The 26857-nt window shown below is 68.9% G+C and carries 19 protein-coding genes and 3 pseudogenes; 18 read left to right on the top strand and 4 right to left on the bottom strand.

Features of this window, described 5'->3' with window-relative positions:
* The first annotated feature begins 35 nt into the window (after positions 1-35).
* The 4 genes and pseudogenes from ACFY0P_RS22335 to ACFY0P_RS22350 all read left to right on the top strand — a co-directional run bounded on the left by ACFY0P_RS22335 (position 36) and on the right by ACFY0P_RS22350 (position 3488).
* Positions 36-1313, top strand: a complete 1278-nt coding sequence (locus tag ACFY0P_RS22335; protein WP_388915705.1) for a hypothetical protein — start codon at positions 36-38, stop codon at positions 1311-1313.
* A gap of 178 nt (positions 1314-1491) precedes the next feature.
* Complete coding sequence (locus ACFY0P_RS22340) at positions 1492-2172, top strand: hypothetical protein (protein WP_388915708.1); 681 nt, start codon at positions 1492-1494, stop codon at positions 2170-2172.
* Positions 2057-2308, top strand: a pseudogene (locus ACFY0P_RS22345) (DUF4291 family protein); the annotation flags it as partial. The gene ACFY0P_RS22340 and the pseudogene ACFY0P_RS22345, both read left to right, overlap by 116 nt.
* A 112-nt stretch (positions 2309-2420) precedes the next feature.
* Positions 2421-3488 (top strand): integrase core domain-containing protein, encoded by a 1068-nt coding sequence (locus ACFY0P_RS22350; RefSeq protein WP_388915711.1) that lies wholly within the window; start codon positions 2421-2423, stop codon positions 3486-3488.
* Positions 3489-3542: 54 nt separating this feature from the next.
* On the opposite strand, the pseudogene ACFY0P_RS22355 reads toward ACFY0P_RS22350, so the two are convergent.
* Positions 3543-4850, bottom strand: a pseudogene (locus tag ACFY0P_RS22355) (PP2C family protein-serine/threonine phosphatase); the annotation flags it as partial.
* Between the two features lie 617 nt (positions 4851-5467).
* On the opposite strand from ACFY0P_RS22355, the gene ACFY0P_RS22360 reads away from it, so the two are divergent.
* The 6 genes from ACFY0P_RS22360 to ACFY0P_RS22385 all read left to right on the top strand — a co-directional run bounded on the left by ACFY0P_RS22360 (position 5468) and on the right by ACFY0P_RS22385 (position 12366).
* On the top strand, positions 5468-6253 hold the full coding sequence (locus ACFY0P_RS22360; RefSeq protein ID WP_388915714.1) for an AAA family ATPase: 786 nt from the start codon (positions 5468-5470) through the stop codon (positions 6251-6253).
* A gap of 189 nt (positions 6254-6442) precedes the next feature.
* Positions 6443-7489: an AraC family transcriptional regulator gene (locus ACFY0P_RS22365; RefSeq protein ID WP_388915717.1), complete on the top strand. Its 1047-nt coding sequence runs from the start codon at positions 6443-6445 to the stop codon at positions 7487-7489.
* A gap of 106 nt (positions 7490-7595) precedes the next feature.
* Entirely contained in the window at positions 7596-8798 is a 1203-nt protein-coding gene (locus ACFY0P_RS22370) for an acyl-CoA dehydrogenase family protein (protein ID WP_388915720.1), read from the top strand.
* A 74-nt stretch (positions 8799-8872) separates the two neighbouring features.
* The gene (locus ACFY0P_RS22375; RefSeq protein ID WP_388915722.1) at positions 8873-10648 is read left to right on the top strand and encodes an FAD-dependent monooxygenase; all 1776 of its coding nucleotides are present in this window, start codon (positions 8873-8875) and stop codon (positions 10646-10648) included.
* 236 nt (positions 10649-10884) lie between these two features.
* Positions 10885-11691 carry a flavin reductase family protein gene (locus ACFY0P_RS22380; protein WP_388915725.1) on the top strand — a complete coding sequence of 269 codons (807 nt, stop codon included), beginning with the start codon at positions 10885-10887 and terminating at the stop codon, positions 11689-11691.
* A gap of 96 nt (positions 11692-11787) precedes the next feature.
* Positions 11788-12366, top strand: a complete 579-nt coding sequence (locus tag ACFY0P_RS22385; protein ID WP_388915728.1) for an NADPH-dependent FMN reductase — start codon at positions 11788-11790, stop codon at positions 12364-12366.
* A gap of 204 nt (positions 12367-12570) precedes the next feature.
* On the opposite strand, the pseudogene ACFY0P_RS22390 reads toward ACFY0P_RS22385, so the two are convergent.
* Both ACFY0P_RS22390 and ACFY0P_RS22395 read right to left on the bottom strand, forming a co-directional pair.
* A pseudogene (locus ACFY0P_RS22390) lies at positions 12571-13660 on the bottom strand (maleylacetate reductase).
* Complete coding sequence (locus tag ACFY0P_RS22395; RefSeq protein WP_388915731.1) at positions 13660-14541, bottom strand: dioxygenase; 882 nt, start codon at positions 14539-14541, stop codon at positions 13660-13662. The pseudogene ACFY0P_RS22390 and the gene ACFY0P_RS22395 overlap by 1 nt, the downstream one beginning before the upstream one ends.
* Positions 14542-14954: 413 nt before the next feature.
* On the opposite strand from ACFY0P_RS22395, the gene ACFY0P_RS22400 reads away from it, so the two are divergent.
* From ACFY0P_RS22400 to ACFY0P_RS22415, 4 genes are all read left to right on the top strand, one after another.
* Positions 14955-15986 carry an AraC family transcriptional regulator gene (locus ACFY0P_RS22400; RefSeq protein ID WP_388915734.1) on the top strand — a complete coding sequence of 344 codons (1032 nt, stop codon included), beginning with the start codon at positions 14955-14957 and terminating at the stop codon, positions 15984-15986.
* Between the two features lie 345 nt (positions 15987-16331).
* Positions 16332-17801 carry a streptophobe family protein gene (locus ACFY0P_RS22405; protein ID WP_388915737.1) on the top strand — a complete coding sequence of 490 codons (1470 nt, stop codon included), beginning with the start codon at positions 16332-16334 and terminating at the stop codon, positions 17799-17801.
* 236 nt (positions 17802-18037) lie between these two features.
* The gene (locus tag ACFY0P_RS22410; RefSeq protein WP_388915741.1) at positions 18038-18736 is read left to right on the top strand and encodes a response regulator transcription factor; all 699 of its coding nucleotides are present in this window, start codon (positions 18038-18040) and stop codon (positions 18734-18736) included.
* Positions 18733-20358: a sensor histidine kinase gene (locus tag ACFY0P_RS22415; RefSeq protein ID WP_388915743.1), complete on the top strand. Its 1626-nt coding sequence runs from the start codon at positions 18733-18735 to the stop codon at positions 20356-20358. Before ACFY0P_RS22410 ends, ACFY0P_RS22415 begins: the two co-directional genes overlap by 4 nt.
* 212 nt (positions 20359-20570) lie before the next feature.
* Here ACFY0P_RS22415 and ACFY0P_RS22420 read toward each other — a convergent pair whose 3' ends face one another.
* Positions 20571-21557: an Lrp/AsnC family transcriptional regulator gene (locus ACFY0P_RS22420; RefSeq protein ID WP_388915746.1), complete on the bottom strand. Its 987-nt coding sequence runs from the start codon at positions 21555-21557 to the stop codon at positions 20571-20573.
* Between the two features lie 143 nt (positions 21558-21700).
* Here ACFY0P_RS22420 and ACFY0P_RS22425 point away from each other — a divergent pair, with 143 nt between their 5' ends.
* The 4 genes from ACFY0P_RS22425 to ACFY0P_RS22440 all read left to right on the top strand — a co-directional run bounded on the left by ACFY0P_RS22425 (position 21701) and on the right by ACFY0P_RS22440 (position 26791).
* Positions 21701-22786: an urea transporter gene (locus tag ACFY0P_RS22425; RefSeq protein ID WP_388915749.1), complete on the top strand. Its 1086-nt coding sequence runs from the start codon at positions 21701-21703 to the stop codon at positions 22784-22786.
* 44 nt (positions 22787-22830) lie between these two features.
* Positions 22831-23793, top strand: a complete 963-nt coding sequence (locus ACFY0P_RS22430) for a dihydrodipicolinate synthase family protein (protein ID WP_388915752.1) — start codon at positions 22831-22833, stop codon at positions 23791-23793.
* A 302-nt stretch (positions 23794-24095) separates the two neighbouring features.
* Positions 24096-25364 carry a PucR family transcriptional regulator gene (locus ACFY0P_RS22435; protein WP_388915755.1) on the top strand — a complete coding sequence of 423 codons (1269 nt, stop codon included), beginning with the start codon at positions 24096-24098 and terminating at the stop codon, positions 25362-25364.
* Positions 25365-25567: 203 nt separating this feature from the next.
* Complete coding sequence (locus tag ACFY0P_RS22440) at positions 25568-26791, top strand: acyl-CoA dehydrogenase family protein (protein WP_388915758.1); 1224 nt, start codon at positions 25568-25570, stop codon at positions 26789-26791.
* The last annotated feature ends 66 nt before the right edge of the window (positions 26792-26857 follow it).

Raw genomic sequence — 26857 nt, forward strand, 5'->3', positions numbered from 1 at the left:
GTCCGGCCACTCCTGCGGCTCTCAGAATCGCCGTCATGGATCACACCGACAAGGTCGATCAGGATGCGGTGCTACGGGCACGCACGATGTTGCTTGGAACAGGCAGACCGAGCGTCCGCCAACAAGTCGAGGCGTACCGAGTGCTTTCGGCGGCGAGTCCGCTTACGTACTTGCCGAAGCTGACTCAGGCACTGCTCTCCCATGGCTACGCGCCAGAGGTCCGAGACCGGCCGGAGGTGCGACTGGCACGCCACGCCGAGGCCGCTGCCACGGCACGGCGCATCGACTCGGGGGAGCCCAAAAAGACCGAGTTGCTCGTCCGTGCTCTGTCCGCGTACCGGTACGAGCTGTATGCCGCCGGACGAAGGGCTGAGGGCTTCGCGATATGTGAGGAGATGGCCGAGGCCGGGCGATGGGGTTTTGCGCACGGACAAGTACCAAGTCCTCTGTACGGACACTGGCAGCTGGCCACCGTGCTGGCCGAGGACGGCAATCACCAGCTGTCCGCAGAGCTCTGCGGACAGCTGGTCCAGGCAGCTCGCTCAGAAGGCTCGGCGCAGGTCGATTTCTGGACCATGGTGGCATGGGCAGCCGAGCTGGATGCGGCTGGATGTCACGACACGGCTCTGACGGCCTTCGCGAACATCGTGGATGCCAGCCGTGCCGAAGTCGATGAGGGCAACTCGCCGCTGGCCATCCTGACGTGGCAACTGGTCCGACACGCCGGAATGCTGGACGCCGCCGGCCGACGCGTCGAGGCAGGCAGGGCCCGACAAGACGCCTTGGCCCGTCTGTCCGAGCTGGACAGGACGGGGGAACGCAAGAGCTGGAGCAACATCCTGTCATGGTGGACCACTCTGTACGCTCTGTCCGGCCAGCCGACAGAGCCCATCGCGCTCCCGGGTGCGCCCACGCCTGCGTTCGGCTTCCCGCTCCATGACTGGTCACCCGACATCAAACGGGAATACTTCGACAGCCTGCCCATCCTCGAAGAACAGGTCGCCGGTCTGAGAGAGACGGCCAGGACCGAACCCCGCGAACACCTTCCCGCCCTGGTAGCCCTGCACCGGAGGCTCACCATTCGCTCAGCCCTTCACCGGGAGAACCGCAGCCACCGCATCCTGAAGCCACTCCGCCCAATCTTTGATAAGAACGTGACACTCGCGCGCCGCTTGGCCGACACGGCAGCCACGGAGCAGAGCCGGGAGGCACTGGGACAGGCGTTGACGGACCGTTCCATGTTCCTCCTCGCCGCCCACCAGTACGGCGAGGCCTACGACGACTACCGCGAGGTCGTCGATCTGCTGGGTTGACACATCACGTGATCAGCGTGCGGCAAAGACGTGATCAGAGAAATGGTCTACGAACGCGCCTTGACATGGGTCTTGCTGTCATGCCGTCAGTCTTCGGACGAGGCTCGGATGGTATGCGTCCGGAAGCGTACGTTGCGCGGCGGGTCTGTACTGATCGGCACCAAGTAGCGTCACTCGCGTGGACTTTCATCTCAATCATGCGCCCGAGAGGCTGACGCGGCGGGCCCGATATTTTGTCCTCGCTCACGGCATCAAGGTCGACGTGCCGCGGGTGAGCCGGCACAGGGAGCAGTGGCTTGCGCTCGGGATTCCATCTGCGGAGATCGACCGGGTGACGGCGTATCAGGAGCATTGGGGTGGTCTCGTCCTGCCTCCCGCTCCCCACTACGACGGTGGACCCAAGTACCTGGACACCGACGTTCCGGAAGGTTCACATGCTGAAGGATGGTGGTTCGAAGCGGGGCCCCAGCGGACCGCGGTTCCGTACTCGTTCATGATCGGCCCCGGGGGTGAGTTCGGCATACACGGCGATCGATGGACACCTCTGCACCAGACCGTCGAAGGGTGGGTGGAGTCCGTTGCACTGGCTCACCATGCATCGATGTGGGCGAAGCAGGTCACCAGGGTCACCGGCGATGACATCGACGCACTCGACCTGGACACGTTCGAGCCGGTGAAGGAGGTGACAGGGCTGGCGGACACCTGGTGGCGGGGAAGCGACTCGCTGGTGGCCGTGTACGCAGGTGAGGCCGAGTGCCTGTCGGCTCCCCAATGCCGCACAGCGTTGCTCTACTCCGGCCTCGGCGAATGGGGGTTGTACGGCGGCGTCAAGGACGGGAGCAGACGGAAAGGGCTGTGAACGAGTCTTGACGTGGATCAAGCCGTCGTTCCCGTGGATGATGTACCGCTGCGGATGGGGTACCAAGGAAGGCCAGAAAACTGTCCTCATGGTCGAGATTTCCCGTGAAGGCTTCGAGTGGGCACTGGCACACGCCTCCCCAAAATCGCCCAGATCAACCAGCGGACCACCCGTATCGCTTCAAAATGGCTGCATAGCCTGTGACCTGGGACAACGCTCCGCGGGCCGATCGGGCACCATCGGACCTTGTGGCCGTACGAACGCTCTACCTGATCACCACGCGGATCTTCGCGTGGCTGGTCCTGCTCTCCCGATCCTCCGCGGCGAAGGAGGCCGAGATACTGATCTTGCGACACGAGGTCGCGGTACTGCGCCGACAGGTCGCGGCCCCCAAACCCAGCTGGCCCGACCGGGCACTGCTCACCGCCTTCGCCCGACTCCTCCCGCGGGCGCTGCGCCGGCATCGCATCGTCTCCCCGCGCACCCTCCTGGCCTGGCACCAGCGTCTGATCAAGGACAAGTGGACACAACCCGCCTCACCGGGACGCCCACCGATACCCGAAGAGCTACGCGACCTGATCATCCGGCTCGGCGCCGAGAACCCACGGTGGGGCTTCCGACGCGTTCACGGCGAACTCCGCCGCCTCGGGCACAAGGCCAGCCCGGCCACCGTCCACCGCATCCTGCGCGCCGCCGGCCTCGGGCCGGCCCCGCGCCGACATCCGGTGCGCAGTGAGTGGACCACCTTCCTCAAGGCCCAGGCCCACGGCCTGCTCGCCACCGACTACTTCCACGTCGACACCATCAGCCTGCAGCGGCTGTACGCGCTGTTCGTCATGGAGGTCCGCACCCGAACCGTCCACATCCTGGGCGTCACCGCGCACCCGACCGCCGCCTGGGCCGCCCAGCAAGCCCGCCAGCTGCTCTGGCAACTCGGCCACCGAGCATCAGGCTTCACTCACCTGATCCGCGACCGGGACGCGAAGTTCACGGCCGCCTTCGATGCCGTCTTCGCCAGCGAGGGCATCAACGTCACCAAAATCCCTCCGCGCTCTCCCAACTGCAATCCCCACGCCGAGCGGTTCGTACGATCAGCACGCGAGGAGTGCACCGACCGGCTCCTGATCTTCGACCGCGGCCACGCCGAGAAGGTCCTCAAGGACTACGCGCGCCACTTCAACCGGCATCGGCCGCATCAAGGCCGCGGCCAGCTCGCACCGTTGGACGATGCCAACGTCATCCCCCTGCCAGCAGCCCGGATCGAACGCCGGCAAGCCGTCGCCGGACTGATCAATGAGTACCACCGAGCCAGCTGACCGTCCGGCAAAGCCACAGCTCACAGGCTGTGAAGGCATTCTGAAGCGGTACGGGTGACCGGCCAGGGAGTAGGTGCACCTACCTGCGACGGGGTCGAAAACGGCATACAGGCAGGTGGCGTAGCTGTCCTCGCCGAGGTCGCTGACGAGGTCATTGAGATGGATAAAAAGCTCGTCAGGAGGCATTTCGAGGTCTGCGAGGGTCCGTACGGCGGTACGCAGACGGCCCATGATGGCCGCTTCGGTGATGCCATGCCCCATGACGTCGCCGATCACCAGGGCGACCCGGTCGGCGGACAGTGGAATCACGTCATACCAGTCACCACCCACATCTTCGTCCCTTCCTGCGGGCAGGTAGCGGGCGGCGGCGCTGGTGGCAGGCAGGCGAGGCAGCATCCTGGGCAGCAGACCGCGCTGCAGTTCCTGGGAACGGGCGTGCTCTACGTCGTACAGCCGGGCCCGCTCCAGCGCCTGGCCGACCAGACCACCGAGAGCCGTCAGCAAGGTGCGATCCTCGTCTCCGAAGGAACGTGGATGGCCGAAGGACACCGCGCACACACCCAAGACGCGTCCGGACACCATCAGGGGCAGGAACGCCCAGGCCTCCTTCGGTGCCAGCTCCCACAAGCCCCTCATCGTCGGATAGCGCTGCAAGAACTCCGTACTTGATTCGACGAACCGGGGAACACGGGTGCGCACTACGTCGAGCGCCGGGGCACTGGCGGAGACCGGAGTGTCCCTGACCGCTTCGAGGAATTCCTGTGGGTAGCCGATGCCGGCGATCACATGGACCCGCCCGCCCTCCAGCACCGTGAACATCAGCCCGTCGGCTCCGAACGGAGCCAGGACATGCTTCGCAAACACCTCCGCTACGTCCTGTGAGGTGACAGCCTCGGCCAGCGCGGCGGTCAGCTCACCCATGCGGACGGAGCGCTCGGCTCCGGCCACTGGCCCCGGGCCCGCCGGTATGCCTGGTCCGCCGCCCAGGCGCCCAGCAGCCCACCCCGCCACCGCACGCAGGAAGGACCGTTGAACCTCACCCGGTTCATCAGCCCCTGCGGTGAGTACAGACAGCACTCCGACCGGCCCATCGGCCCCCAGGAGTGGCACTGCCGCCGTGCCCGCCGCCCCGACGCCCAGGCTGTCCCCGCCCACCCAGACGAAGCCGCCCCGCATGGCCCGCACGGGTGCCACGTCCGCCTCAGCGTGCAGATCTGCCCACGCTTCGGCGCTTTGCGGGGTGAGCCCGCTGAGCGACACCAGGCGCAGCCGACCGGCAGAGGGAACCCACCGGTGCATCAAGGCTCCCAGGCCACCAAGGCACATCGTCGCCTGCTGAAGCACGAGGGTCAGCGTCTCCATGGTCTCCTTGCCCGACGCTCCCTCGCGCCGACCCTCTTCGTCCCAGATCGCCGGGCAGCCGGACGCCACCGGCTGAGGCTGCTCCTCTGCGCGGTTATCCGGGCCAGCATCCTCAGGGGTCACCTCGGCTCCTGCTCACGAAGAAGTCCACCCGTACACACATAAATGGTATGCGCCACCAAGAAAGCCGCCATGCCTGTCTTACCGGAACAGACGGCGACCTACACAACCGATCGGGTGAGCAAGCGCAGACGGTTCGGGCTCGCAGCGCACGCAGCAGTCGCTCACCCTCGCCCTCGGGAGACGCCACCACCAGCACGTCGAGCATCGCCTGTGCATGCGCACGGAAGACCGCCCCCGTTGCCGCTCGTGCCGCATCGGTCAGTCGCAGCAGCGCGGCGTCGCACTTTCCGCGGGACGAGACCCGGCCGACCAACTCCGCGCGAGCGCCATCCGGGTCATAGCCCTCGGCCGGCACCCCGACCGGTCAACGACGCCAGCGTAGCCGGACTTACCGTTGCCGCAGCCGACGAGACAGCAACACAGCGTGACCAATGCTACTCCGTGTTACTTACCGGTTGACCTTGCGTTAAATGGCAGGTATGGATTAACGGGGAGTGGAGCCAGCGAAGATTACGACGTTGCGACTGAGCAATTTCCAGTCCTTTGGATCGAACTCAACGGAAATCGAGCTCGATAACCCGACATGTGCCCTTGGCCCGAACGACTCAGGCAAGACCGCTATTCTTGAGGCGCTGTCGCGGCTATTCAGCCCGTTTGAAGCTCAGCGCAAGATTCGCTTTGCGGATTCCCACGTGCCCGTCGATCAATCCGCAGGCGATTTGCAAGCCGGGGAGCCGACATTGCGGCTGGAGGTGGATGTCGATTTCCCTGAGGCAGGAGCCGACAGGGACCACGCGTCGGTGCCGCCGATTTTCTTGTCTATGGCAATTGATACCGCTGACGCGGTTCCGAGGATCCATGTACGGTTGACAGCGTCGCTGGCACCGGAAGGGGCACCGACGAGAAGATCGAGTACATACTGGCGGCCGATGATACGGGCGAGCCGACTCACCGTGTGGCATGGGCTGCATCGCGGCGCGTACCTCAAGGATCCGTCGATCGCTTTCGGGCGGGGCGAACGGGAAGGTGTATCGCGCCTGCTCACCGCGACCTTCTCACCGACGCACGACGGATCGCGTCTGCTGCAGGTTTGGGTGACAGGTCGACCTGCCCCACGGTTTGGGTTCCGCACGGGCTGGAGTGATGTTCATCAGGGCCTGCGGGTTGCCTCCCTCAGCCTGCCGCGCGACCATCGGCTCTACGGACTTCCGCTGCGTGCCCGGCAACTGACGTCGCCGATACAGTGCTCCCCCACGGCGCTGATCCGACGACACGAATGACTCGGACAACTCCGCCGCGCAGTCCTGCAGAACACACCGGGCCGCAGCCAACTCCCGATCCCCTACAACAGACCAACGGCACAACCGGCCAGACAGACACCCACCGGCGAGTGAACCTGACCAGGACTTACCAGTATCAAGATATCCAATATCATCGTAAGAGTCTCTATTTACATGCAAAAGAGGCAAATGATGACATTCGTAAACGACGTCGGCCGGGAAGCCGCCGCGGTGCCTGACCGCCTCGGCTCCGACACACTGTCAGCGTTCGAGCTGTGCCGGGACACCGACCTCGCCGTGGTCACCAGAACGCTCGACGACGTCCTCGCCTGCCCCGGCAGTTGGGAACTGCTGAGTCCCGGCGCCGAGCCGGAGCCGTCAGTCGTCCGGGCCGTTGAGCTGACGCATCTGACGCTCTGCTCCGTCCAGTTCGGAACCGAGGTGCGGATCGTGCTCGACCCGATTCACGCGTACCACGTCACCGTGCCGATCACCGGTCAGCTGCTGTGCCACTTCGGCTCTCGCGATGTCACGGTGGGCCCCGGCCTCGCCTCCGTGGTGACAACCGACAACCCCGCGTTCATGCCGCGCTGGAGCGCGGGGGCCGAAGTCCTCTGCATCAAGATCCGGCAGGACGCCTTCGAGAGCGAGCTGGCAGCGATGATCGGGCGGCCGGTCCGGCCGCCCGTGCGGCTCGGAATAGGGCTCGATCTCAGCACGCCCGCGGGCCAGAGCTGGCTCTCCGTGCTCGGTCTGCTGCTGCACGACCTCGCGACACCAGACAGCCTCTCCCGCACATCGAAACATCATCGCGAGCAGTTGGAGCGGTTGGTCATCAGCACGCTCCTGCGCGCACAGTCGCACGACTACTCTGGCGACGTGTGGAGCAGCCAGGCGCCGGCGCGCTGGTCGTCGGTCAAGCGTGCCGTCGAAGCCATTGAGGATGCCCCGGAACTGGCCTGGACGCTGACGCAGCTGGCGGAGGTGGCGGGGGTGAGCGGGCGCCGCCTGCAGCAGGGGTTCCACGCTCAGCTCGGGATGTCCCCGATGAAGTACCTGCAGAACGTTCGTCTCGAAAGGGTGCATCGCGATCTCCTGAACGATGCGGGACCGGTCGGCGATCTCTGCACACGCTGGGGATTCACACACCTGGGGCGCTTCGCCGGCGCCTACCGCGAGCGGTACGGCGAGCCTCCGTCGCAGACCCGCCGTCGTAGCCGGTCGGCCCCGGTCTGACCAAACTTTCGCATCCCGGATCGTCCGCTTCGGAATCCGGATCGCACGGCATCGGCAGCCCGCTGAGACTGACGCAATCGACTGTCAACGCGGACAGGAGCTTCCGATGCCCGAAACACTCAGCCAGCCAGCCGGCCGCACGGCCACCGACGCCGACCTCATCGCGAGGGCGACGGACCTGCGTGAACTGCTCCGCAAGGAGGCTGCCGCCGGAGACGAGCAGCGCAACATCACCGATACCGCCGTTGCCGCCCTGCGCGACGCGGGTATGTTCCGGCTCGGCACGCCCAGGCGGTGGGGCGGCCATCAGGCAGGCATGCGGACCACCCTCCAGGTACTCGCCGAACTCGGGCGGGGCGACGCGGCCGCCTCCTGGGTCACGATGATCTACGCGGTCACCAACCTCGCGGCGTCGTTGAACACCGACCGGGCGCAGGAGGAGATCTGGGGAGACAACCCGGACGCGGCCGTCGCGGGCACGTCCAACTTCATGGGCAGCACGGCGGTGAAGGTGGACGGCGGCTACGTGCTCAACGGGAAATGGCCGTTCAACTCCGGTTGTCTGCACGCCGACTGGACGATGACGCCGTTCCCGATTCTCGCCGAGGACGGCAGCCTGGCGGGCCTCAGGTTCGGCCTCGTTCCCTACACGGATCTCACCATCGAGGACACCTGGCACATCGCGGGAATGCGTGGCACCGGAAGCAACACGGCAGTCGGTACGGACGTGTTCGTCCCCGACCACCGCATCATCGAATTCGACCGGATCGTGTCCGGGGGCTCGAGGTCCGAGCATCCGGAGGCACGGGAAATCCCGGGGTCCGTACAGATCGCGATGATCCTGGGGCTCATGGGGCCGTTGCTCGGAGCCGGTCAGGCCGCTGTCGACCTGGCCCGGGAAGCCATCGACAAGGGACGCCCGGTGGTCGGATCCCTTTATCAGAAGGCATCGGACTCACCCAGTTACCAGCTCAACTACGCGACCGCCGTGTCGAGGTTGGACACCGCGTTTCTGCACATCCTTCGTGCCGCCGACGATGTGGATCGGTCGGTGGGAACAGAGCCGCCCGACGACGTGACCCGGGGCAGGGTCCGCATGGACATCGCGGTCGCACTGCAGAGTCTCCGCGAAGCCGTGACGCTGTCCATGAGCATCGGCGGCGCCGGAAGTTTCGCGACCGTGAATCCGGCCAACCGGGTATGGCGGGACTTCGAAACAGGCGCGCGGCACGCCATCCTGAGCCCCGGCATCGGACACGAAACCTACGCCCGGGCACTTCTGGGCCTCCCGCCCATCGCCGTCTTCTGATCAGAACTTCCCGACTCTGATGCGGACTATCCACCCGCCCACGTCGGCGGTTCTCAATGAGGAGCGATGAAAAGATGGCGATGAAGCAAGCGCCGAAAACGGGCGACGTCGTCCACACGGACGTTCTGGTCGTCGGCGCCGGACCCGCGGGACTGACCGCGGCCGCGTTTCTGGCCGAGTACGGCGTCGACGCGATCACGGTGACCAAGTACCCGTCGACAGCGCCCACCCCTCGCGCGCACATCACCAACCAGCGGACCGTGGAGGTGCTGCGCGACCTGGGCATCGAGGACCGGGTCCGCGAGATCGCCATGCCCGCCGACCTCATGGGCACCAACGTGTGGGCGACCTCGTTCGCGGGCGTCGAACTGGCACGCATGATGACCTGGGGTCAGGGCCTGGACCGTCGCAGCGAGTACGCGGCCGCGAGCCCGTGCGACATGTGCAACGCGCCCCAGAACGTACTGGAACCCGTGATCCTGGACGCGGCGCGGGAACGCAAGGCCGACATCCGGTTCAACACGGAACTCATCGACATCAAGCAGGACGACGAGCAGGTACGGGCCACACTGCGGCGCCGCGACGACGGTGCGGAATACACCGTCGAAGCCCGCTACGTGATAGGTGCCGACGGCGGGAACAGCACCGTCGCTCGCGTTCTCGACTTCGCCATGGAGGGCGAGGCCGGTATCGGCTCTGCCTTCACGGTGTGGATCGAGGCGGACCTGACCCGTTTCGCCAAGCACCGTCCCGGCGCCCTGTTCTGGGTCTCGCCCCCCGGCACCAACGTGCTGTGGAGCCCGTGGACCACCATCGTGCCCCACACGGAGTGGATGGCCCTGTTCCTGATGCACGACCTGCTGCCCGCCGACACCTCGGACGAGGCGGTCGCCGAGATCGTCCGGGCCGGCATCGGGGATCCCGACGTCGAGTTCAAGATCAAGCACATCGGGCAGTGGCAGGTCAACCATGTGGTGGCCGAGCGGTACCGCAAAGGCCGGGTCTTCCTGGCCGGCGACGCGGCACACCGTCATCCGCCGTCCAACGGACTCGGCAGCAACACCTCGATCCAGGACTCCTACAACCTGGCCTGGAAACTGGCCCTCGTGCTACGCGGAGACGCCGGTGAGGAGCTGCTGGACAGCTACCACGACGAGCGCAAGCCGGTGGGACGCCAGGTGATCGACCGGGCGATCAAGAGCCTCGCCGAACTCCAGCCGTTGAGCGAGACGATCGGCCTGGCCTACGGGCAGACCCCCGAGCAGGGCTGGGCGATCATCGACGAGCTCTTCGCCCCGGGCGAAGCCGGGGCGGCCCGCCGAGCCAAACTGCTGGACGCGGTGCAGCTGGTCAACTACCAGCTGAACGCCCACGGCGTGGAGCTGGGGCAGCGGTACACGTCCACCGCCGTCGCGGACGACGGCACACCGTTCCCCGAGTACACGCGAGACCCCGAGCTGCACTATCACCCGACGACGCATCCCGGCGCCCACCTGCCCCACGTCTGGCTCCAGCACGGCACCGAGCGGGTCTCGACCCTCGACCTCGTCGGGCACGGCCGGTTCACCGTGCTCACCGGCGTCGACGGAGCGGCCTGGACCGAGGCCGCGGCGGCCGTCTCACGCGAAACCGGTCTCACCATCGAGGCGCGGACGATCGGGATGCGCGCCGAGTACGACGACGTGCTCGGGGAGTGGACCAGGATCCGCGAGTTCGACGACGACGGCTGCCTCCTGGTCCGCCCGGACCGTCATGTGGCGTGGCGCTCCCGTAACTCGGTCGACGACCCGGTGGAGACGCTCCGTGGCGTCCTCGCCTCCGTGCTGGGGACGCCTGCTGGCAACGACTGAGAGAACCAACGGCCCGGTCCGGTGACTCGCCTGCGCCAGCGGCATCGGTTGCAGGGCTGTTGAACCAGCCGGACGAGGTCACCGCCTATGCCCGCCACATGGTCGGGGGCCGCTGTCACGGGCGCTGGTCGCCCAGATGCCCTTCACCTCGGGTGGCCCGCCCGAGGTGAAGGGCATCTCACTCGTCACGCACATACCTGGTAGAGCCGACGGCGCGGCTCCGCGAGCGCAACGACGTGGTCTTCGCCGGGCTGAACCACAGGACGGGGTACCGCGGCACGACGAACACGCTGCCGAACTTCGGCGAGGGCAGTTACCAGCCCGATGTTCCACAGGACGAACAAGGCGCGGATCGGCGTCGGAGCAGGGGTGATGGATTCTGCCGCCCCGTCAGGGCCCTGAACAAACACATTGTTTCGTCGATGCCGACTGGAGACCCGCCGATGTCAGAAACAACTGATCGCGATCAGACACGGGAGCACATTGCGTTGATCGACGATGCCTCTCTGGAGCCGGGGTTGTCGGCCGACGCTTTCCGCGAGGCGTTCCGCAACCACGCGGGCGGGGTCGCGGTCGTGACCGCTGACGCCGGCCGGGGCCCGGTCGCCTTGACCGCGACGTCGGTGATATCGGTGAGCGCGACGCCACCGCTCCTCGTCTTCTCGGTGGCGGCCCTCTCTTCGGCGACGCCGACGATCCTGGAGTCGTCGTCCGTGGTGGTGCACCTGCTCGGGGCCGGTCAGGTCGGCCTAGCCCGGCTCTGTGCGACGAGCGGAGCGGACCGCTTCGCGGACACCGGTGCCTGGGCCCGGCTGGCGACCGGCGAGCCGTACTTCGTCGCTGCCCCGGTACGCATCCGTGGCAGCATCGCCGCCACCTTCGCAGCGGGAGCTTCGATCCTCGTCGTCGTCAACGCCACCCACGCGTACTACGCGCCGACGGACGCCGCCGCCCCGGGCGACGCGTCGCGGCCACTGGTGTATCACAACCGGACTTGGCATCAGTTGAGCGAGCAGTCCCAGTTGGTGTCGGGCACGCAGTAGCGCGGTCGCATCCCGAATCCCCTGGCCCAAATGTTCGGCCGCGCGCTCTGAGACCGTCACACCCACACCCTTTACCGAAGGAGCGGAGGGCTTCCCGTGACAAAGCTGGAGATCATTATCGCGAGTACGAGGCCGGGCCGGATCGGCCTCACCATCGGTGAGTGGTTCGAGACCCATGCCAAGGAGCACGGCGGGTTCGACGAGATCGAGTTGGTCGACCTGGCCGAGGTGAACCTGCCGTTCATGAACGAACCGCACCACCCGCGCCTGGGCCGGTACACCCACCAGCACACCCGTGACTGGAGCGCCAAGGTCGCGGAGGCGGACGCCTTCGTGTTCGTGATGCCCGAGTACAACTTCGGCTACAACGCCGAACTGAAGAACGCCATCGACTACCTGCACCGTGAGTGGCAGTACAAGCCGGTCGGCCTGGTCAGCTACGGAGGTGTCTCCGCGGGCACCCGAGCCGCGCAGATGATCAAGCAGGTGGTGACCACCCTGAAGATGACACCAGTCGTCGAGTCGGTGGCGATTCCCTTCGTGCACCAGTTCCTCGACGAGGAGGAGGGCCTGGTGCCGAACGAGGTCATGACCGGCTCCGCGACGGCGGTGCTCGACGAACTCGTCCGGGTCGCCGAGGCCCTGCGCCCGCTGCGCACGCCTGCGGCGTCGTAACCCCGAGGGCAGGGGGGCACGCGGGAGGTCCGGCCACGAACACGCTCCGGAGCCAACCAGGTCGTCGGCTTCCGCCCCGCAGACACCACACGAGGCAGCCGCTGTCCATGCTGATCCGCCCTGCTGACTCAGCGCGAACGATGCGTGAGGCTGCACCCGGGCAGATATGAGCCCTCAGCCAGTGCCGCATAGTCCTCTGACCACCTACGCGATCGGCGTGCCGCTAGCCGGGGGCCCTCCGGCCCAGGCGGCACGCAGGAGTCCGCCGAGGCCTTCCGCGGTCACCTCGCGAGGGTTGGCATAGGGGTTGGCCAGCGCGACCTGGACGATCCGGTCGATGTCGTCCTCGGCCATGCCGAGTTCGCGCAGGGACCGCGGGGCGCCGAGCCGGCCCGCGAGATCCCACAGGTACGAGGCCGGGTCGGCGGAGGTGCCCAGAGCGCGGCCGAGCGCGGCCACCGCCTTGGGTGCCGCGACCTGGTTGTAGGCGAGGGCGTGCGGGAGGACCACGGTGTGGGTGGCGGCGTGGGGCAGGTCGAGGGTGCCGCCGAGGGCGTGGCAGAGCTTGTGGTGCAGGGACATGGTGGTGGCCCCGAGGCAGGCACCGCACAGCCAGGCGCCGTACTGGGCCCGGGCGCGGGCGTCGAGGTCGGCGCCGTCGGCGACGACGTCCGGGAGCGCGGTGGCCAGCGCCCGTACACCTTCCTCGGCCATCAGGTCGATGACCGGGGAGGCGTCCGGCGCGTACAGGGCCTCGACCGCGTGCGCGATCGCATTAATGCCGCTGGCCACGGAGACGGCGGGGGGGCAGGTTCACGGTGAGCGCGGGGTCGTACAGCACCGAGACCGGCAGGACGCGTGGATCGCGGCCGGTGCGCTTGACGCCGTTCTCCGTCAGACCCCACACGGGCGTCATCTCGGAGCCGGCGTACGTCGTCGGGACGGCGATGACCGGCAGGCCGTACCGCAGGGCGACGATCTTTCCGAGGCCGATCGCCGAACCGCCGCCGACGGCGACGCAGCCGTCCGCGTTCACCTCTTTCGCACGTCGTTGGGCCTCGGCCGCCGACTCGGCGGGCACGTGCATCCGGGCGTGGGGGTGGATGTCCACAGCGCGCCGGCCGATGAGGCCGGCGACGGTCGCGGCGAGCTCCCGCTGTCCGGGTGAGCACAGGACCATGACCCGCTCGAGGCCGGCGTGGTCGATCTCGTCGGCGAGCCGGTCGAGTGCGCCGGTGCGCAGCACCACGCGCATCGGGAGCGCCTGGTAGCTGAAGTCGAGCGGGGTGTTCATCACCGGGCGTCCTTGTCCGTCTCGGGGTCGACGGTGATGTCGAACTCGGCCATGCGGAACGGAGCGGTGACCCGGTACTCGATGGCCTTCTCCTCGTCTTCGACCTGTGGAAAGTCGACGACCAGGCTCTCCTTCACGGCGAAGACGGCGTCCGAGTCCAGGTAGGGGCCGTCGGCGACGAAGATGTGTGTCGTCAGCGTTCGGTGACCGTCGGCCTCGACGATGAAGTGGATGTGCGCCGGGCGGTAGGGGTGCCGCCCGGTGGCGCCGATCAGCACTCCCACCGGGCCGTCGGTCGGAATGGGGTAGTGGCTCGGCACGACCGTGCGGAACCACACGCGGCCTTCGTCGTCGGTCCTGAACAGTCCACGTCCGTTGCCCGGCGGCTGGACGTCGGGCTGCTGCACGTCGTAGAAGCCGTCCTCGGTGCACTGCCAGACATCGGCGCTCGCTCCGGCCAGTGGGCTGCCGTCCGCCGATGTGACGCGGAGCGAGACGACACAGGGTGTTCCGGTGCCCATGAGGTCGATGTTGTCGCCGCTCTCGCGCTTGGGGGACTCCACGACGTGGAAAGGGCCCAGGACCGTGCTCTCGGTGCCGCCGCCCTGCTCGTTTACCGTCTCGACCAGCATGGAGACACCCAGCACGTCGGAGAGCAGGATGAACTCCTGGCGGGTGGGATCACATTTCTGCCCGACGGCCGTGAGGTAGTCCACCGCGTACTCCCACTCCTGGATCGTGGGGCGCAACTCACGGACGTAACCGTGCAGATGGCGGACGAGCCCTTGGAGCAGTTCACGCAGGCGCCGGTCCGGGGTGTCACGGAAACTGTCCACGGCGGCGGCCGTGATGGCCTTCGTCGCCTCGCCGGTTCCGGGCATGACATACCTCCAGTGGTGGCGCGTTCCTCGACCGGGGTCGCGGCCCCGATGTGCGTCTGCTGCCGTGCGCCGACGAGCGTCCGCACGGGCGAACGTCCTGCCAAGCGCCGAAGGTGCGGAGGCCAGGATGCGAGGCAATCGCTTCTCCGCACGCCGCGCGGTGCCGGGCGAACGGGCTGAGGGAAACGCTAGGGAGCCGTGGCCGGGGGCGATATCCGCAAAGCGCGACCGCCACCCGAATCGCGCGACGCGTTCCGGACGGCCGGTCCGGGGAGCGGCCAGGAGGGCTCAGGAAGGACTCGCGTCCACCGCCTGTGTGACGAGGCTCGCACCAGTGCGATGACCTGGCGTGATCTGCGGGAACCCGTGGATCGGCCCTTGTTGCGCAGGCTGGGCGCGGATAACAATGGCGCATGGGCCGCTCCCTCCTGGCGAGCCACGTGCTGTGCCGCGACTCGGGCTTCGAGGATTTCCGCGAACGCCTCAACGACCTGTTCTACCCGGCCGAGGTCACTCCGCTGTCGGGCCCCGAGGGCCCCGGCGGCGAACTCCGCGGCACACGCACCGAGCACATCACCGTCGGCCTGATGACCTTCGGTCAGCGCACGCGCGTCGATCCCGGGCGGACGCCGTCGCACTACCACGTCAACGTCGTCCTGCGAGGGGCCATCGAAGCAGCCACCGGCCGCCAGGAAATGGTGGCCACCGCCGGAGACGCGATGGTCTTCACACCGGCACAGCAGCACCGGCTGCTGAGCTGCGACCAGGGCGAGCAACACCTGGGAATCAAGGTCGACCGGAGTCTCGTCGAAGCCGAACTCGAGGCTCTCCTGGGCCGCACGCTGCAGGCTCCACTGGAATTCGCGTTCGACTTCGATCTGACGTCCGCGCCCGGGCGTAGCTGGCGCAGCACCCTGGACCTGTTGCTTGCGGAGTCCGACAGCACCGGCGGGCTCATCGGCCGGCGCCCGGTCCAGCAGCACTTCGAGCGCCTCCTCGTCAGCGGCCTGCTGCTGGCCCAGACGCACAACTACACAGAAGCGCTGCTGCGTCCGCAGCCTCCCGCCTACCCGCGGACGGTACGCAAGGCCGTCGACCTGATCGAGGCCCACCCCGAGACCCCCTTCACCATCGGGGACCTGGCCCGGGCGGCAGGCGTCAGTGCCCGACGTCTCCAGGAAGGATTCAGGGAGCACCTCGGCGTGACCCCGCTGACGTACCTGCGTAACGTCCGCCTGGACCGTGTTCACGCCGACCTTCTCACGGGTGCCACCGGAGTCACCGAAGCGGCCGGGCGGTGGGACTTCACCCACCTGAGCCGGTTCTCCGCCGCCTATCGCCGGCGCTTCGGTGCCGCGCCCTCCCAGACACTGGCAGGGTCCGGCGGTCGGGACCTCGGCGAGCGGGGGAACCGCGGGTTCGGCGGCGAGCGGATGCCGACCTAGTCGGCCACCGCGCTCACCCGAGGGATCCCCACGCGGCGGCGGAGGAGAACTCTGGGAACTTTCTGAGAGAGGGACAGCACGTCGGTCGTGGGCGCTGCGTTACCTGCGTCGCTCTCTCACCGGCTCTCAGAAACCTCCCAGAACCTCTCGGGAACGTCGTACCCGGAACCGCCAGTGTGTGCGGGTCCCCTCACGCGCGGCGCCGTGGTCCCCCGCTCGGCGCCGCGTGTTCCCCCGCGAGCGAAGCGGAGTGTTTCCCTCATGGCTGCCATCACGCCCCGCCCCCGGACCATGCCTGGTTCAAGCCCCTCGCCTGGTACGGATCCGCGGCCCCCACACCGCACGGTGCCGGTCCGGCTGATCGGCCCGTGGCAGAACGCCCTGGAAGGCGCGGCGGCCGCGCTCTGCGCAGTGGTCGCCATGGCGGCCGTGTCCGCGCTGGCACTGGCCCTGTTGGACACGGGATCGTTCGGATCGCTGTGGTCGCTTTCGATGGCCCTGACCGCCATGGCCGTCGGCGGCTCGGTGAGCGCGGGTTCGGATGTCTCCGCGGACACCGGGGCGATGGGCGGTCTGGCGTCCCTGTTCGGCGGTGGCGGCGGCATGGGACCGTCGATGAGCGGTGCGGTCGATGCCGTACCGCTCGGCGTCACGCTGGTCGGCACCCTCGTCCTGTGGATCGCGTTCTCCCGACGACTGGGACAGGGGCAGCAGCGGCGGTTCACCGCCGGTGAACTGGCCGTTCGGTCGGCCGGAGCGGGATCCACGGCGCTGGTGACCTTCATGATCGTGGCCGGCCTGGCAGGAGGATCGGCCAGCATGCCCGCGTCGGCGATGACCGGGATGGGAGGAGCCGGCGGCGACCGGTCTGCTGGGGGATTCGGTGGCGGTGGCGGCCTGGGTGATCTCATGGGCGGTGCGAGCGGTGGTGGCCTGGGCGGCCTCATGGACGGTGGCGGTACGGGGGCGCAGCCGGCGCTGTCGTACCACGTGAGCGCGGGATCGGCGGGCCTTGGCGCGCTGCTGTGGGTGGCCGTCGTACTCGGTGCGGGATGCCTGATCAGCCGTCGGGTGCGGCTGACGACGGGCGGTGCGCTGGCCGGGCTGCGCGCCGGCTGGGGCCCGAGCCTCTCGGCCGTCGTCCGCACGACCCTCGTCCTCGCGGCCGTTCCGCTGGTGGCCCTGACGGTCGTCGGGACGGTGGCCGGTGGCCGGGCCGGCTCGGCGGCGGGTGCCGTCCTGCTCGTCGCCCCGAACGCCCTGGCGGTGTTCATGACGCTCGGCGTCGGTTCCTCGTGGACAGCCGCGGTGCACCCGGTGCAGAGCGACGGCGGCAGCAACCCGCTCGCCGCTCTCATGGGCGGCATGGGTGGTGCGGGTGGGATGGGCGGTGGTCAGCAGCCCGACCGTACCGAGCACCTGAGGTCCCTGTCGGCGGGCGGATGGCCGCTGTGGCTCGCGGCCCTCGCGGTGACCTGCCTGATCCTGCTCGCCTGCGCCTACCGGGCGGCCCGGGCCACGCACCCCAGCCGGGGCCGCCCCCTGCTTCCCTATCGGGGCCCGCTGTCCGGGCACCTCGCCATGGCTGAGCGGTTCGGTGTCGTCACGGCGGTCGTCCTGGGCCTGGCGGCCTGGCTGGTGGGGGCGTCCGGGAACTTCGGCGTCAGCATGTTCGGCAGCCAGATGGGGGGAATGGAGGTCGAGCTGAGCGGCAGCGTGCTGCGGACGGTTGTGTTCGGGCTGCTCGTCGGGGGCCTGGCCGGGTTCGCCGGGAGCCTGCTGTCGGCGGTGCGCGGTTTCCGTGGGCCGCGGTGACAGCGGCCTTACACGTGGTGCCAGGGGGCCTTACGTGGTGATGACAGCCTTCTTTCGTATCCTGCCGGGCAGGATCCCGCCCGCCGCGGGGTGCGTGCCTTCTGCCGTGTCCGCGTATCCGGCGGGGCCGGGAGCGTTTCCCGGTCGCCTGGAGGCCTCTTTTGACCCCTGCTGAGCGCTCTGCCCCACCTGGCACCGGCCTCGTAGGCCAGCCCCGCGCAGCGGCCTCGACCGGCGTGAATCTGCTGGTCGTCGACGACGATCCCACCGTGCGGGAACTGCTGTGCGCGGCCCTGCGGCACGCCGGTTTCACCGTCGCCGCCGCCGGCACCGGCCAGGAGGCCCTGGACCGGGCGGAGGAGGTCTCGCCCGACCTCGTCCTGCTGGACGTCATGCTTCCCGATCTCGACGGCTTCGAGGTGATCCGCCGACTGCGTGAGCGGTACGGGTCGGCCGCGGCGCCTCGCACGGGCCACATCCCGGTCGTGTTTCTCACCGCCCGTGACGCGACCCAGGACAAGATCGAGGGCCTGGTTCTGGGCGGCGACGACTACGTCACCAAGCCGTTCGACCTCCAGGAGCTGATCGCGCGCATCCGTGCCGTGCTGCGCCGCACGAGCGGCGACCCCACGGCGCTGCTGCGCGTGGCCGACCTGGAACTCGACCCGGACGGCGTCCAGGCGGCCCGTGCGGGCGAGCCGCTGCGTCTGTCGCCCACCGAGTTCCGGCTGCTGCACTACCTGATGGCCAACGCCGGGCGCACGGTCTCGAAGCCGCAGATCCTCCAGCGGGTGTGGGACTACGACTTCAACGGCGACACCGGCATCGTCGACACCTACATCAGCTATCTGCGTCGCAAGATCGACAACGGTGGTCCGAAGCTCATCCACACCGTGCACGGCGTGGGTTACGTGCTGCGCGGGGCGAAGACGTGACCCGGCCGGGTCGCGTTCGTGCGCTGTGGGTGCGCGGGTCCCTGCGCAGCCGGGTGCTGCTGTTGTGCGTCGTCCTGCTGGCCGCTGGCTTCACGGCGTTCGCCCTGGTCACCGGAAACGCCCTGCGCGGCTATATGGAGAACCGGGTCGACGCCCAACTCCGCGCCGCCGCGCAGGTACTCGCCGTACTGCCGCCCACGGTGGCGGAGAACGGAGCCGACCGGAAGTCGCCGGCGAACTTCGCCGACTTCGGTACGGAGGTCCTCGGCAATCCCGTCATCACGTATGTCACCGCGGCCGGCACCGTCGAGAGCAGCATCGACTCCTTCGCAGGGGCGAACCGGACGAACAGCGCTCATGGTCCGGCACTCCCCCGGCTGGACACGGCCGGGGTCGAGGCCCACGGCGGCCACCCCTTCACCGTCGACAGCACGAAGGGCGACGCACGCTGGCGGGTGATCGCTGTGCCCAGAGTCGCGCGTGCCGCACTACCGGGGACGACGGTGACGAGCCCTGCGGCCTCCGGCAGTGTGGTCGTGGCCATGTCGATGGACCAGGTGGACGGCACGGTGGGCCGCATGTGGCAGAACTACCGGACCACCGGCTTCGCCCTGCTCCTCGTCCTGGCCGTGGCGGGCTGGTTCGCGGTCCGCTCCGGGCTGCGTCCGCTGTCCCGCGTCGAGCAGACCGCCGCCGAGATCGCGGCCGGTGACCTGTCCCGCAGGGTCCCCGAACTAGCCGGGCCAAGAACGGAGTTGGGGCGTCTGGCCGCCGCGCTGAACAGCATGCTGGGACAGTTGGAGACCGCGTTCGCCGCGCGCGCCGAGTCCGAGGCGCGGATGAGCCGGTTCGTCGCCGACGCCAGCCACGAGTTGCGCACCCCGCTCGCCGGTATCAAGGGCCTGACCGACCTGCACCGCATGGGCGCCCTTCCCGCACGCGAGGACGTCGACGGCACGATGGACCGCATCGCCCGCGAGTCCGAACGCCTCGCCCGGCTCGTCGAGGACATGCTCCAGCTGGCCCGCCTCGACGAACACGCGTTGAAGACCACGGGGAGCCCTACCGGTTCGCACGCGCCCGGCATCCCACCGGACCTCGACCTCACCCCCACCGACCTGCGCACCCTCGCCGCCGACGCCCTGCACGACGTACGCGCCCTGGACCCGGCCCGCACCGTCACGCTCACCGGACCGGCCGGCGACGGCCCGCCCGCCCCCGCGCCCGCCCTCGCCGACGAGGCCCGGCTGCGCCAGGTCGTCACCAACCTGGTCGGCAACGCCGTCACCCACACCCCACCGCACACTCCCCTGCGGATCGGCGTCGGTACGGTCGGCGACCACGCCGTCCTGGAGATCGCCGACCAGGGACCCGGTCTCACCGCGGAACAAAGCAGCCGTATCTTCGAACGCTTCTACCGCGCCGACACCTCACGCAACCGTGCCACCGGCGGCGCCGGCCTCGGCCTGTCCATCGTCCGGTCGCTGATCACCGCTCACGGCGGACACATCGAGGTCGAGTCGGCCTCCGGCGAGGGCGCCACCTTCAGGATCCTGCTCTCTCGGCTCACAGAGCAGCCGACGCCGACAAGCCCCCCGGAACCGGCGGTTCACCGGCAGTGACCGGCGGCTGCGCAGAGCCGTAGCAGGTGCACGGCCACCTCCGGAACACCCGGGCTCCGCACGGCACTGTCCACGGGGCTGAAAGTGGCCCAGCCGGACCCTGGTTGGGCTGGGCCGCTCCCGGCGCTGCGGGGCGAGCCCGGTCGCGGCCTCCGCATCGGCGTGCCGGATCGCAAGGGACGAGCGCTGCCTCACAACGGAGTTCGCCCACCTCATGAGGGTCGTCCGCTCGGCGCGGCGCGTTGTTGCCGGAGCAGGGGGGCGAGCACCCCGCTGCGTTTGAACGAGGTGACGACCAGGCGGGTGTCGACGGCATGGGCGGTGGCCAGCGCCGGAGAGGTCGTCACGAAGTCGTAGAGCTCGCGACGGTCGCGGGTGATGATGTCGGCGAACAACTGGTGTTCGCCCATGATCGCGGCGGCGTACCGGATGCGCGAGTCGTCGGCGAGCAGAGCGCCGATCCGGTCGACGTCATGCGGGCCGGCCTTGATCCACAGCACCGCCTCGGTGCCGAGGCCGAGGTGCTGCGGTTCCACCACCGCGCGAATCGTCAGCCGGCCGTCGCGTCGCAGCGCCTCGAGCCGTCGGCGCGCCGTGGATTCGGCGACCCCGAGCAGACGCGCCAGCCGGTCCGTCGGGATGCGGCCGTCCTCTGCCACGGCCTGCGCGAGCGCTCGGTCGGCGCTGCTGAGTGCCTGCGGTGCGCTGTCCGCCGACTGCGGTGGCGGGACGAAGGGACGCAGCGCTTCGATCTCCTGGGGCCGCAGGAGGTCGGGGTGCCACTGGAAGCCCGTGCGGAAGTACTTCATCACCGGCAGTGTCGACATGGCGACCAGGCCGGGCGTTCCGGGCAGGTCGTCGTGGAGCAGCGTGGGGAGTGCGCCGGGAGCGGTGCACACCTCGGTCACGCAGTCGGCCGGTCCGGTCAGCGTGTAGGTGAACGTCGTGTCGGGGCGGTGCGCGAGCGCCGTGGCGGTGAGGCGGATCGTGTGGGCGGTCCCGCTGATGCTCAGGATCGAGGCCGTGCCGGGGGTCTCCCATCCTGAGATCACCACGGTGCCCGATTCCAGGAGAGCGGTACCCCGTCGGCTGATCGTGCGTTCCGGCTCGCCGAGCGCGTCCGCGATCAGGCGCCATGGGGCTCGTCCGTCGATCTGCAGCGCCCCGACGATCCGCCGGTCCAGCGCATCGAGCGTCATCGGCCAACAATATGGCCAGATTCGCGATCTCGCCAGCAGTCATTGCCGGTTTGCGCCAGGCGCAGCGAGTCTTTGGCGGCATCGATGCGCCGCGACCGCCCCCGCGTCGCACGGCGTTCTCACTCGATCCCCGGAGACGACCCATGGCAAGCACCGCCGACGGCACAGCCGCACTCTCCTTCACCACGATCGCCCGCGAGGCGGTGACCGGCACGATGCCGTCACTCCGCGAGGCCACGGACCGCAGACCGTGGCTGCGTTTCCTCGATTCCTGTCTGCGCGGGATCGGTCAGGGAGGGCTGGTCGACAACCCCGTCGGCGGCCTGTTCTTCCTGGCCGCGATCGCAGCCTTCTCACCGTGGGTCGGTGTGGCCGCGGCGGTGGGCGTGCTCGCCGCGACGGCGACCGCCGAGTTCTTCGGCCTCGACCGTGCACACATCGGCGCCGGTCTCTACGGCTACAACGGAGCCCTGGTGGGCACGGGCCTGGTCACCTTCCTCGGTCCCCAGTGGAATCTCGCGGTCCTCGGCTACGTCGTTGTCGGGGCCGCGCTGACCACCCTGGTGATGGCGGCGCTCGTGGTCACCCTGCTCAAGACGTGGAACGTGCGCCCGACCGCGCTGCCGTTCAACGTCGTGCTCACCTTCCTGCTGATCGCACTGCTGCACAGCTCGCGCGGGCATGCCGGTCCGCTGGTGTCCGCCAAGAACGTCGGCGCCGCCGACCACGTCAACACCGTGCTGCGCGCGGCCCCCGACGGTCCTGGCGCGAACTCGGTGGCCAACGTCTACGAGGCAGTGCTCCACGGGATCGGTCAGCTGTTCTTCCTCGACAGCAGCCTCGGCGGCTACCTGATCCTCGCCGGCCTGGTGATCTGCTCGCGTCGGATCGCCGCGCTCGCGGTGCTCGGCTCGGCGACCGCCGTTCTGACCTCGATGGCGCTGGGCATGGACGGCTTCCGTATCTACCTCGGCGTGCCCGGTGTCAGCGGATTCCTCACCTGCTCCGCGCTGGGCGCGGTGTTCCTGCGCCCCTCGATCCGCTCCTACCTGATCGGCATGGCCGCTGCCGCCGCCAGCGCGGTCTTCTTGGCCGCCCTGACTCCCGTGGTCACCGCCTGGGGACCGCCGGCGGCATTCTCCCTGCCCTACTGCCTCGTCACCATCCTCGTCCTCTTCGCCAGCGGCGCGCAGCGCACGGCCTCGACGCCTTCGGCTCAAGCCGCGTGACGACCCGCCCCAGCCAGCCCCACCGACCTGCGAAGGAAGCCGTCGTGACCGACGCCCCCACCGACCACATCGACCTCTGGGTCGCGCTGCCCACTCCGTTCCTCGCCGACGGGGAGGTGGATCACGCCGGTCTCCGGCTCAACGTCGAGAAATGCGTCGAAGCGGGTCTGGACGGCGTCTACTGCAACGGCCTGATGGGCGAGGTGTGGGCCCTGCGCCCAGACGAGCGCAAGGCGGCGCTGGAGACGATCGTCGACGCCAGTGCCGGACGCGTCATGATCAGCCCGGTCACCAGCGGCCGGACACCCGAGGAGTCCCTGGACTACACCCGGCACGCCCAGCGGGCCGGCGCCACGCACGCGGTGCTGAGCGTCCCCGCGGACACGGCCGGGGACGGTGAGCTGGTCGAGTCGCTGACCGCGGTGATCGGCGCGGTGGACATGCCGTACATCCTGTTCAACCCCGGCCGCGACGGCAGCCGCGAAAGCCTCCTCACCCCAGGGACCTTTGCGCAGCTGTGCCGGATCGAGAACATCCGCATTCTGAAGACGACCGCCACCGACGCCGAGAACAACCGGCTCCGGGAGGTCGCGGCCGGGACCCACGTGCTCGTCTCCGACCCCCTCGAAGAGCACTTCCTCACCAACATGACCCAGTTCGGTCAGCGGGTCCTCTACTGCGACCCCGAGGGCTACCTCTACCAGTCCGCGCACAACCGGCCGATCCGCGAGTACGTCGACCTGTACCTGGCGGGCCACCATGACCTGGCCAGGCAGCGGTTCGACTCGCTGGCCCCGCTCCGCGCGGTGTACCGCAAGTGGATCATCGGCCCGCTCGAGCACGGTGCGATGCCGAACGCGGCACTCAAGCGCTGGTGCGAAGCCGTCGGTATGGCCGGTGGACCAGTGCGCCCGCATCTGGCCGAACTGAGCCCGGCCCAGCGCGACGAGTTCGACCGAGACCTCGCCGCGGCGACCCAGGCCGCCGCCGGGCCGGTCCCTTCCTGACTCATCCCGCCGCTGCGTGGGTCCGCGTCGGCTGGTACGACGAGGGACTGGCGCTGATCAACGCCAACCCCTACGGCAACGGCACCGCGATCTCCACGAACGACGGCGGTGCCGCCCGCCGGTGAGCTCGACGGAGGGGGTGCCGGTGACCGGGCTGTGCTGGATTCTGCGCGCGGGCGGTCGAGGTGGTCCAATCTTCCTGTTCATCTGAGAGCCGGCAAGCCGAGCCACCGGACTTGCACAGGCTCGTCGCAGGACGGCCGAGGCGGGAGGCGGGGTTGGGCGAGCACACCGGAGCGTGGGTGAGGCGGTTGCGCCCGGCCGTGGACGCCGGGGAGCCCACCTGCACACGCGAAACGGTACGCCGTGCGACCGACCAGGTCGGTGACCTGCCGGTCGCGTGGGCGGTCGGGGTGGCGGCCGACATCGTCCAGGGCAACGCATTCCCGGATCTGACCGGCACCGGTCTGAAAGGCCCGCAGGCGCTGCGCTCCACCATCGAGGCGATCGTCATCTCGACGCTCCTCGCCATCGAGGATGACGGCCACCCGCCGGCCTTGCTCCCGCCCGAGGCTGAGGCGCATCTCGTGGACCTGGTCCACCGCCGGGTTCCTCTCGACCTGCTCCTCACCCATCAGCGCAGGATCCACTCGCAGCTGGCCGACCACTTCATGGGCGGCTGCCGCTCCCAGGTACCGCTCCCCGATCTCGCGGCGTCACTCGAGCACGTGTCCCATGTGCTCTTCGAGTTCGCCGACACGTTCGCCACCATGACCGCCGAGTCGTACACCGCCGAGAACCAGCGCTTCCTGAGAAGCACCGCCGCTGCCAGGTACGAGACGGTTCTGGCGCTGCTGGCGGGAGAGGGCTCCGCCGACGCGGCGTCCCGACAGCTGGCCTACCCGCTGACGAACCCCTACCACATCGGCCTGGTGCTGCATCCCGCGACCTCGCCGAGCCATACCGCGGATCATCTGGACCACGTGGCCCGGTCCCTCCTGCGCGGCATCGGCGCGGACGCTCAATTGGTGGTGGCGGTGGACCGGACCGAGGCATGGGCGTGGGGAGCGTTCCGGGCGCGGCCACCGCGTGAAACGCCGCCGCTGCCCGGCGGATCCGACGTGATGGTGGGCATGGCGTCACCTCACCGGGGGGTCCAGGGCTTCCGGCGCACCCACGAGGAGGCCCTCGACGCGGCGCGAGTGGGGGCTTTGGGCATGCCCTCGACGGCGGACGCGAGTGTCGTCCGGTACGACGAGGTCCGGTTGCTCTCGCTGCTGATCGCGGACCCCGACAAGGCCGCTCGCTTCGTGCGGGACGAACTCGGCGCACTGGGATCGAGTGCGGGTTCCGCACAGGTTCTCCGCCGGACGGTGCGGGTCTACCTCGACTGCCACGGCAGTCCGCAGGAGGCCGCGAAGGAGTTGCAGGTCGCGAAGAACACGGTCATCTACCGGGTCAAGCGGGCCGAGGAACTCCTGGGCCGCTCCGTCAGGGACTCCCAGCTCGAGCTGCACGCGGCGCTCCGCCTCGCGGAGCTGTTTCCCGATCTGGACGACACCGCTCGCTGACGGGCACACGTCACGCATCCCGCACGCCGCCATGGCCGTCGGGCCCTTCGCCGCGCCACCGTTTTGGACCGGGGGCCCAATCGACGTCGAAATCTTGGCGGGTGAGGCATAGAGACCGGTGTCATGCCCGGACTTCAATCGACATCAGGACGACAGCACCGGCCACCGCTTCGGCAGGTGAGCCGCCGAGGCAAGGAGGCCTCATGACGACTCTCGATGACGTCACGACGTTTGGACCGCAGGCGCAGGGCGAGGTTCGCGAACGTCTCCTGCAGACCGCTCGCGATCTGCGGCCGCTCCTGCGTGAGCACGCGGACGAGTCCGAGCGCAACCGCCGTCTGGCCGAGAAATCGGAGCGGGCCCTGCGCGAGTCCGGGTTGTTCCAGGCCCTGACGCCGCGCCGGTCGGGCGGGGCCGGCGGAGACGTCCGGACCCTCATCGAGCTGTCGGCCGAACTCTCGCGGGGGGACTCGTCCGCGGGCTGGGTCGCCTTCATCGCCAACACGACCGCGTTCGGCATGGGCCTCTTCCCCGACGACGTACGGGAACTGGTGTACGGGCCGGACCCCCGCAACGTCGCGATCAGCCAGTTCGCGCCCAACGGGACCGCCGTGAAGGTAGACGGCGGATACCGCATCAACGGCAAGTGGGGTTTCGCCTCGGGCTGTTACCAGGCCCAGTGGACGCTGAACGCGTTCCTGGTCCTCGACGCGGAGGGGCAGCCCTCGGAGGTGCGGTGGGCGCTGATGCCGCTGGCCGACATGCGGATCGAGGACACGTGGTACGTCGTAGGTATGGCCGGGACCGGCAGCAACACCCTCGTAGCCGAGGACCTCTTCGTCGAGGACCGGTGCACCCTGGACTACGGGACGTTCATGGGCACGGCTGTCTTCCCGATCTGGCACGAGGACGAGAGCAGCTACCGGGCGTCGCTGAGCAGTCTCGCCTGTCTCGGCCTGTGCGGTCCGCTGCTGGGCATGGCCGAGGCCGCCTGGGACTTCACGACGGAGAACCTCGGCAAGGGCCGCCCCATCAGCTACTGGACCTACTCGGACCGCCGGGACGCCCCCAGCTACCGCCTCGCCCTTGCCGACGCGCGGGTCGCGATCGACGCAGGCAGGATGCACCTGCTCAGGTCCGCCGACGAGATGGACGACGCCGCACGCGAGGGCCGGGTCCTCGACACGGCGGCCCGGGCGCGGATCCGCGGCGACTCCGAGATCGCGACCCGCAACTTCCGCCAGGCCGTGACGCTCATGCTCGACATCGTCGGCACGAGCAGCTTCGCCCAGTCCAACCCGCTGCAGCGGGTCTGGCGTGACCTGACAGTCGCCAGCGGCCACGGCCTGAACAACCCCCTGCTGAACCGGGAGGTCTACGGCCTGAGCCTCGTCGGTCGCGACACCGCGGAGGTCGGTCGGCTCTGAGGCCCTCGGGGGCCGGCCCTCGCGGACTGGCCCTCGGGCCTCCACGGCGCGACTCGACACGTCGAA

Origin of the sequence: Streptomyces sp. NPDC001714, assembly GCF_042892755.1 — a bacterium.
Classification (GTDB): Bacteria; Actinomycetota; Actinomycetes; order Streptomycetales; family Streptomycetaceae; genus Streptomyces.